The 2,264-nt window shown below is 69.6% G+C and carries 2 protein-coding genes; one reads left to right on the top strand and one right to left on the bottom strand.

Annotation, left to right across the window (positions count from 1 at the left end; genetic code table 11):
- Positions 1–95 precede the first annotated feature (95 nt).
- Positions 96–374 (top strand): hypothetical protein, encoded by a 279-nt coding sequence (locus AC08OQ_RS18245; protein ID WP_476592003.1) that lies wholly within the window; start codon positions 96–98, stop codon positions 372–374.
- 279 nt (positions 375–653) lie between these two features.
- On the opposite strand, the gene AC08OQ_RS18250 is transcribed toward AC08OQ_RS18245, so the two are convergent.
- Positions 654–2,264 (bottom strand): hypothetical protein (locus AC08OQ_RS18250; protein ID WP_476612241.1); only part of this gene is annotated, 1,611 nt, incomplete at its 5' end.

The following is a 2,264-nucleotide window of genomic DNA, read 5'->3' on the forward strand; positions in this document are numbered from 1 at the left end:
GGGGGGGGGGGGGGGGGGGAGGGGATTTCTTCCGCGGCGGCTCCGGCGGGCAGATCCCGCTCATCATTATCGGACAATCACCGAAAGGCGCGACAATGAAGACTCGCCAATTCCAGGTTTACGACGGCGATGGCGAACTGGTAGCCACCTTCCCGGAATGGGAGGCGGCGCACAACTGGGCTCATCTGCGCGCGAACGAGCCGGTGACCTCGCGGCCCGTGCAGATCGAGGATCGGGTCGAACGCCGTACCTGGACGATTGAGGCGGACCACTGCCGGCTGACCGTGTGGCGGCGACGGGTCGAGTACGGATACTGCGGGCGTGGCGACCTGCGACATGCCGCTACCGCTCGTAAGCACGCCCGGGCGTCCTGAGCCGGTCCACTCGTAGCTGCTGGTGACTCCCGCCTGCGGGTTGGCGCGGCACCCGGCCCGATGGTCTCCCCACCTGGTCCAGACGGAGACCGGTGAGGACTTCGTCCGTCACCCGGTCAACCGGCTGCTGTGGACCGCGATGTACGTCTCCGTCGCCGCCGCCACGGCGGGCGGGTCGAATACCGCCCGACCCCGGGCGGCGGGGCGGCGTTCCGTATCGTCCTGCCCGGTCCGTCGCAGCCCGACTGACCTGTTCACCTTCGCTCTCGCGACCTCCGGCTACCCCGGATCTACCACGAGGGCCTGGAAGTCCCGCAACGTCGGCGCACCGGGATGTCCGCAGCCGCGCATTATGGCGAGCAGCTCCGCGAAGTCCAGGCCGGCCAGGTCGCCGGCCATCTCCTCGATCTGTTCGCGGACGACCTCAGGCCCGCCCATCTCCAGCAGTTGCAGGAACCCTTCGGTCATGACCAGTGCCTGCTCCCGATCGGTGAGGTCCTCCGGCTGCAGGGCGCCCCGGTCGAGCAGGGCCGTCACCGCGAGCGGGGCCAGTACCGGGTCGTCGCGCAGCCCGTCCAGGAGTTCCGCCCCGGCCGGCACCGCCGAGGTGAGCACGTTCAGCATCGCCGCAGCCCTGGTCCGAAACGGGCAGACCCGCACCGCGTCCAGCAGCGGCTCGACGTCACCGCCGTGCCCGGCCAGCCAGTTGGTGATCTCCGCGTTACCCGTCTCCCGGGTGTAGTGCTCAGCGATCACACCCAGCAGTTCGGCGGGCTGTGCGGTTGCCAGGTCGCCGACGAGGCCGGCCTCCCGTCCCTCGGCGAGCAGCCGCCCACGCATGGCCCGGGTGCCCAGCGCGGTCAGCGCCACCAACTCGGTGGGCTGGGCGAGCTCCGCGCGCAGGCGGGCCGCCGCCGGGCCGGAAATCGACCGCTCCACCGCGAATGGCGTCTCGACGTCGTCCGCGAGAGTGGCGATGAACTTCTCGTCCGCGAGCCCGCGCGTCCTCTCCACGGCGCCCAGCGCGGCCAGCACATCGAACACACGTTTAATGTCTCTCCCGAGGTGTGTTCGCCAACCGCCCTGCTGCAGGGGGCTTCCGGCGTCGACGCGGAACTGCTGCCGGCACGACTGCCACACCGCCTCCTCCAGGCACGCCATCGGCATCGGATCCGGCAGGCTGTAGATCGTGTTGAGCATGTCCGGGACCGCCTCGGCGTATACGTCGTACAGCAGGGAGGTGCCACTGCCCGTCCAGATCGGCAGACACACCGCGTCCCGCAGCTCGAAGAACGTCTCGAATGCCCGCTGCCACAGTGCCTCGGCGTCCTTGAGTAGCGGCCGCGCCTTGGCCACCGCCACCAGCTTCGTCCGGCTGACCCGCACCAGGCGGGTCTTCTTCGCCCAGGTAAAGATCAGGTTGAGGTGGGGCAGCTCGGCGGTGCTGCGTACCCGCAGGCCCTGCTCGCCGGTATCGAGAAGGTCGACAAGCTCACGCGCGTCGGCCGGCCTGAGATTTCCGGCGGCTGTCAACGGCCGACCATCCGTGCCGACCCAGGCGACGAACGCGCGAAGCTGCCCCACGACCCGGCTGCGCCCGGCCGCCTCCGCGAGTTCCCCCGCCGGCGGCAGACTGACCGGGAGCTGGGCGATGGTCCGTTCGGGTACCGGACCCGGGTAGGCGAACTGCCCGCTCATCAGCTGGTCCAGCAGGTCGTCGTCAGGGCTGGCCAAGCCCGCCAAAACGTGCTTGAAGTGCTCGGGCACGGCCGGCGGGATGATCTCTACCACGGTGTCGCGGACCCTCATATCCCAGAATTTCGGAATCCCCCGACGATCCGGGTCTGCCAGTTCGGGATCAGCCGCCACATACCGGGGGATCCATTCTAG

The sequence above is a fragment of the Frankia sp. CcCS3 genome (genome assembly GCF_977927575.1).